Consider the following 5,637-nt stretch of genomic DNA (forward strand, 5'->3'; position numbering starts at 1 on the left):
CCGGGCGCGGATGATCATGTTGGCCCGGTCGCCGGCCTGCAGCTTGGCCAGGATGGTCGAGACGTTGTTCCGGACGGTCTTGCCCGACAGGTACAGCTCGGCGGCGATCTGGGTGTTGGACCGGCCGGCCGCGATCAGGTCGAGGATCTCCCGCTCGCGGTCGGTGAGCTGCGGGAACGCCGATGCGCGGGCGGTCGCCGGCGCCTCGAACGCGCGGGCCACCCGCCGGGCCAGCGACGCCCCGAACACCACGCCGCCGGCGTGCACGGTGCCGATCGCTCGTACCACCTCGTCCTGGGAGGCGCCCTTGACCAGGTAGCCGCGCGCGCCGGCGCGGACCGCGCTGAAGACGGTGGCGTCGTCCTCGCCCATCGTCACCACGAGGACCCCGACCTCGGGCGCGGCCTCGGCGATCCGCCGCGTGGCCTCGATGCCGTTCATCACCGGCATCTGGATGTCCATGATCACCACCTCCGGCCGGTCCGCCGGGCCCGCGCCCGTCACCGCGTCGACCGCGGCCCGGCCGTCCGCGGCCCGACCGGTCACGGTGATCCCGTCGAGCGGGTCGAGCAACGCGGCCAGCCCGTCGCGGAACACGGGGTGGTCGTCGACGATGAGCACCCGGATCGGTCCAGTCATGCGGATCCTCCGCTCGGTCCGCGCGGTGGTCCCGCCCGGTGTCGATTCCTCGTACGGCCGGCCTCGCTCATGCGGCCGGCTCGTCCGCGATCGGAATCCAGGCCTGCACGACGGTGCCGCCGGCCGGCGGGCAGTGCACGTCGCAGGTTCCGCCCAGCTCCTCGGCCCGCTCCCGCAACGAGCGCAGGCCCACCCCGGCGACCGCGTCGGCGGGGATCCCGCGCCCGTCGTCGGCGATCTCGATGCGCAGCGCGCCGGCCTCGACGGTCAGACCCACCCGGCAGGTCGTCGCCGCGGCGTGCCGGACGACGTTGGTCAGCGCTTCGGACACGATGCGGTAGGCGGCCACCTCGACCGCGGCCGGCAGCGCCGCCAACGCGCCCGCCCCCGACGCATCCGGCCCACCTTCCGCCGGCCGGCCGGCTCCGAGGCCGACGTCCAGCTCGACGTCGAGCACCGCCGACGCGGCCTCGACCTGATGCTCCAGCGCGGCGACCAGCCCGAAGTCGTCGAGGGCGGGCGGCCGGAGCCCGTGCACCAGCCGGCGTACGTCGGCCAGCGCATCGGTGACGTCCTGACGGGACTGCCGGACGAGCTGCCGGGTGCGGTCGGGGTCGGTCCCGATCGCATTGCCGGCGGCGTCCAGCCGCAAGGCCACCCCGCCCAGCGCCGGCCCGAGCCCGTCGTGCAGGTCCCGCCGGATCCGCCGCCGGTCCTCCTCCCGGGCCAGCACCAGCCGCTCCCGGGCCAGTTGGAGCTCGCGGGCCAGGGTGGCGCTGCGCACGGCGATGGCCGCCTGCCGCACCACGTCCAGCAGCAGCGCCTGGTCCCGGCGCGACATCAACGACCGGAAGCCGTTGGCCGGCAGCAGCAGCCGGCCGATCCGCGTGCCCTGGTAGGTGATTGGCAGCTCGGCCCGCGCGGCCGGGTCGCTCGGGGCGATGCCGTGCTCGGCGACCAGCGTGCCGCCGCCGGACCGGACGATCTCCACGCCGACGTACGGCACCTTGAACGCCTCCGCCACCGCGCCGGCCAGCGCCGGCAGCTGCTCGTCGACCCGGCCGGAGGACTCCAGGCGCGGGCCAGGGTCGAGACCACCGTGTACCGGTCCGCGCGCCGGCCGACCAGCAGCCGCCGCACCCACCGGCCCAGCCAGTGGCGCATCGGCCCGTACAGCACCACGGCGACGATGAGCACGACCACGGTGACGCCGCGCTCGTCCAGCTGGTCGCCCAGCAACTCGTTGCCCGCCGCGATGATCGCCAGATCCAGGCTGATGACGATCGCGCCGACGGCGGCGGAGACCAGGGTGCCGGCGACCAGCGCGTCGATGTCGACGAGCGTGGGCGCGACGATGCCGATCGTCACCGACCCGGCGGTGACCGCGACCGCGGTGACCAGGGCCAGGTAGGCCATCGCGCTGCCCGGGACGAGCAGCCCGACCACGACGACCAGCACGCAGATCAGCGCCGCCCAGAGCAGCCAGCGCACGCGGGTGCGATCGAGGCCGGTGGCGGTGTGGTGCCGGGCGAAGACCACCGCGATCGGCAGCAGCAGCCCGGCGAAGGTCAGGGTGCGAGCCGCCGTCAGCAGGACGACCCAGGCGCCGTCCGGCAGCGGCAGCGCCGGCACGCTCGGATCGACCCACGGCGGGACGGCGCCCTCGTAGACCGCCGAGGCCGGGGCCAGCACCAACGCGATCGGCAGCAGCGCGGCCAGCCCGACCCCGATCCGGCCGACCACCCCCCACCCGCCCGGCACGAAGCGCCCGTCGGGATACAGGGTGAGCACCAGCGGCAGGCCGAGCAGCAGGAACGCGCCCACCCGCTCGTAGAACCAGAACGCCGCCGAGCCGCCCGGCGCGCCCCGGGCCACCGCGTAGGCGCCCCAGGACTCGGCGAACCCGTCGACCGCCCAGAGGGTGCCGAACGCGATCAGGATGAGGCCGATCCGGTTCCGCCGGTCGTGACCCAGGATCACCGCGCCGGCCCCGGTGACCAGCAGCCCGACGAGCGCCCCGAGCACGCCCGGGTCCGTGTTCACCGCGGCCCGGGCGGCCGCCGGCGTGGCCAGATCGACCAGGGCGCAGGCCACCAGCAGCAGCCCGCCGCCGGCCACCGCGACCAGCCCCGGCCCCGAGAACGCGCGGGTGCGCGGCCGGTCGCCGGTCGTCGTCATCGCGCCAGTATCACCGGCCCGGTGTCCCGCGGTCCCGAGGCCGGTGTCCCGTCCGGGACGGGACATTCCCGGGACCGGACCCGGGACGCCGCTCCCTGACGGCCGGGTCGGCGGGACGGACACGGTTGACCCCAGCACCCGGCACCACCGGTTCCGACCGGATCCCCCTCACGCCCGTCCCGAAGGAAATCGCCATGTCGTTGTCCAGCACCCCCGCCCCGGCCCGATCCGATCTGGCTGCGGTGGTCCCGCCCGCCGAGCCGGACCCGGGCCGCCGGCACCCATTCATGGTCCACGGCGCCCTGCTGTCGATCGGCGCGCTGGCCTGGTCCGCCTCGATCGTTGCCCTCGGGGTCGACCCGGTCGGCAACCCCGACGACCTGCTGGTGTTCGGACTCGGATCCGGCCTGTTCCAGCTCGGATTGCTCGCCCTGCTGCGGGTGCTGTGGCGGACCCGGGCGCTCGGTGCGGGCCGGATCGCCCGGGCGGCGCTGATCGTGGAGAGCGTGCTGGTCAGTGTCGCGATCGGCTCGACCCTGGCCGATGCGTTCACGCTGTCCGACCTGAACCAGCCGGTCTGGGCCGCGCTCGACGCGTTCTGGCCGCTGTCGATGCTGGGCATGTTCTTCATCGGCATCCGGATCGCCATTGCCGGCCGGTGGACCGGCATCTCCCGGTTCTGGCCGCTCGTCGCCGAGAGCTGGGCCGCGGTCGTGCTGCCGATCAACGGCATCCTCGGCGGCGCGGTGGCACAGTACGTCGCCGCCGCCCACCTGATCGTCGGGTACACCGTGCTCGGCGTGCTGGTCGCCCGGAAGACCAACTGATCCGTGCCGCATTCCCCCTTCACTCTGCCCCGGGCAGCCTGCATATGCACCACCGTCGATACCCCGCCCGGACCACTCCCGGGCGGGGCATCGGCCTGCTTGCGAGGTGGCGCTGCCGAGCCGTCTCGGCGGGTGAGCGCGGTGTCAGCAGGCTCACGCCGGCCGGCGTTGACCGGCACCGGGCCCGTCCGGGAAGATCATCGGTACTGAAGGGGAGTAGTTCCGCCCGGCCGGCCAGTCCGGATCGGGTGCGGATGGTCGACATACTGGCGCCGCGGCGCCCGGTCATCCACCGGCCTCGACGCGACAGCGGCGGCCGGCGAGCGAGACCTTCGGCCGGTGAGCTGTTGCCCGCCGGCCGAGGTCGCTGCGCCCCAGCCATCTCGGTCGGCTCGATCGAGAGGAACTCCCGTCGTGGATATCGATGTCGGACGCCCGGTGGTGGCGCGATGACGTTCTGGCCCGCCCTTCTCCTCGCCGTCGGCCTGTCCGCCGACGCCTTCGCGGTGGCCCTGGGCAAGGGACTGCACCTGCGCCGGTTCAACCTGGTCAACGCCGCGATCATCGCCTTCGCGTTCGGGCTGTTCCAGGCGGTGATGCCGCTGATCGGCTACCTCGTGGGGTCGGCGTTCTCGTCGTACATCGAAAGCGTCGACCACTGGATCGCCTTCGGGCTGCTGGCCCTGGTCGGCGGCAAGATGCTGTGGGAGGCGTTCAAGGGCGATGACGAGGACAGCGACGTCGATGTCGACACCATCAACTACCGGGAACTGCTCGTGCTGGCCGTCGCGACCAGCCTGGACGCGCTGGCCGTCGGCATCTCGTTCGCGTTCCTGCCGAACATCGCCGTCGGCTGGGTCGTGCTGCTGATCGGCGTCACGACGTTCGTGATCAGCTTCGCCGGTGTGCTGATCGGGCACAAGGTGGGTCGCCGGTTCGGCAAGCCCGCCGAGATCGCAGGTGGCGTGATCCTGATCCTGATCGGCCTGAACATCCTGGCCGAGCACCTGGGCTGGTACTGACCGGGCGGCCCGGGGCCGTCCACGAGTGGCACGGGAGGCGTGATGACCGGATCGGCGGACCCGTTCGACCTCGAACGGTTCGTGGAGGCGCAGGACCTGGGTGGGATGTACGACCGGGCCCTGGCCGAGCTGCACCGGGGGCGCAAGAGCTCGCACTGGATCTGGTTCGTGTTCCCCCAGATCGCCGGGCTCGGCTCGAGCCTGATGGCCCAGCGGTTCGCGATCGGGTCTCTCGCCGAGGCGGCGGCCTACCTGGCCCATCCCGTGCTCGGCCCGCGGCTGCGGGACGCCGCCCAGGCGGTGCTGGCCACCGACGCCCGCCGGGCCGAGGCCGTCCTCGGCTCGATCGACGCGATCAAGCTGCGGTCCAGCATGACGCTGTTCCACCGGGCGGACCCGGCCGAACCGGTGTTCGTCCGGGTCCTCGACCGGTTCTACGGCGGCCGTCCCGACCCGGCCACCGACGAGCTGCTGGCGCCGGCCGATCCGCGGTGATCGCCCGGCCCGACCGCGAGCCGTCAGGCGACCCAGCCCGGGATGCCGGTCCGTGAGCCGGCGGCCGCCCGGTCGGTGATCGAGGCGAGCCGGCGCATCGCGGTGGCCAGCTGGTCCGGCGGCACGGTGAACGGCAGCCGGACGAATGACTCCATGGTGCCGTCCGGCCCGAACCGGGGGCCGGGGGCGATCCGGACGCCGACGGACGGGGCCAGCAGGGCCAGGTCGGTGGCGAACGGGCCGGGCAGGCGCACCCACAGGAACGTGCCGCCGGTGGGCCGGGTCGGTTGCCAGTCCGGCAGGTGCGCGGCCAGCGCGGCGGCCAGCGCGGCCGCCCCGGTGGCCAGCCGGCCCCGCTGCTCGGCGAGGGCGGCCGCGGGATCGGCCAGCAGGGTGGCCGCGACGAGCTGGTCCAGCACCGGCCCGGCCATGTCGCCCAGGGCCCGGGTCGCGGCCAGCCGCCGGATCAGCCCGGG

Annotated in this window: 6 protein-coding genes and 1 pseudogene; 3 read left to right on the forward strand and 4 right to left on the reverse strand. The window is 74.2% G+C overall.

The features are described 5' to 3' along the window. The 3 genes from ACOJUF_RS10945 to ACOJUF_RS10955 all read right to left on the reverse strand — a co-directional run. A partial coding sequence (locus ACOJUF_RS10945) for a response regulator (protein ID WP_420121883.1) occupies positions 1–639 on the reverse strand: 639 nt, incomplete at its 3' end. A gap of 67 nt (positions 640–706) precedes the next feature. Continuing rightward, on the reverse strand, positions 707–1,480 hold the full coding sequence (locus ACOJUF_RS10950) for a sensor histidine kinase (RefSeq protein ID WP_420121888.1): 774 nt from the start codon (positions 1,478–1,480) through the stop codon (positions 707–709). Beyond that, positions 1,480–2,817, reverse strand: a complete 1,338-nt coding sequence (locus tag ACOJUF_RS10955) for a hypothetical protein (protein ID WP_420121884.1) — start codon at positions 2,815–2,817, stop codon at positions 1,480–1,482. Before ACOJUF_RS10955 ends, ACOJUF_RS10950 begins: the two co-directional genes overlap by 1 nt. Positions 2,818–3,011: 194 nt before the next feature. On the opposite strand from ACOJUF_RS10955, the gene ACOJUF_RS10960 reads away from it, so the two are divergent. The 3 genes from ACOJUF_RS10960 (at position 3,012) to ACOJUF_RS10970 (ending at position 5,161) form a co-directional block, all read left to right on the forward strand. Next, on the forward strand, positions 3,012–3,644 hold the full coding sequence (locus tag ACOJUF_RS10960; RefSeq protein WP_420121885.1) for a hypothetical protein: 633 nt from the start codon (positions 3,012–3,014) through the stop codon (positions 3,642–3,644). Positions 3,645–4,093: 449 nt separating this feature from the next. Continuing rightward, the gene (locus ACOJUF_RS10965; RefSeq protein ID WP_420121886.1) at positions 4,094–4,666 is read left to right on the forward strand and encodes a manganese efflux pump MntP family protein; all 573 of its coding nucleotides are present in this window, start codon (positions 4,094–4,096) and stop codon (positions 4,664–4,666) included. A 42-nt stretch (positions 4,667–4,708) separates the two neighbouring features. Next, positions 4,709–5,161 carry a DUF1810 domain-containing protein gene (locus ACOJUF_RS10970; protein WP_420121887.1) on the forward strand — a complete coding sequence of 151 codons (453 nt, stop codon included), beginning with the start codon at positions 4,709–4,711 and terminating at the stop codon, positions 5,159–5,161. Between the two features lie 23 nt (positions 5,162–5,184). Here ACOJUF_RS10970 and ACOJUF_RS10975 read toward each other — a convergent pair. Further along, positions 5,185–5,637: pseudogene (locus tag ACOJUF_RS10975) on the reverse strand (PLP-dependent aminotransferase family protein); the annotation flags it as partial.

The organism is Nakamurella sp., assembly GCF_048594475.1.
Classification (GTDB): Bacteria; Actinomycetota; Actinomycetes; order Mycobacteriales; family Nakamurellaceae; genus Nakamurella.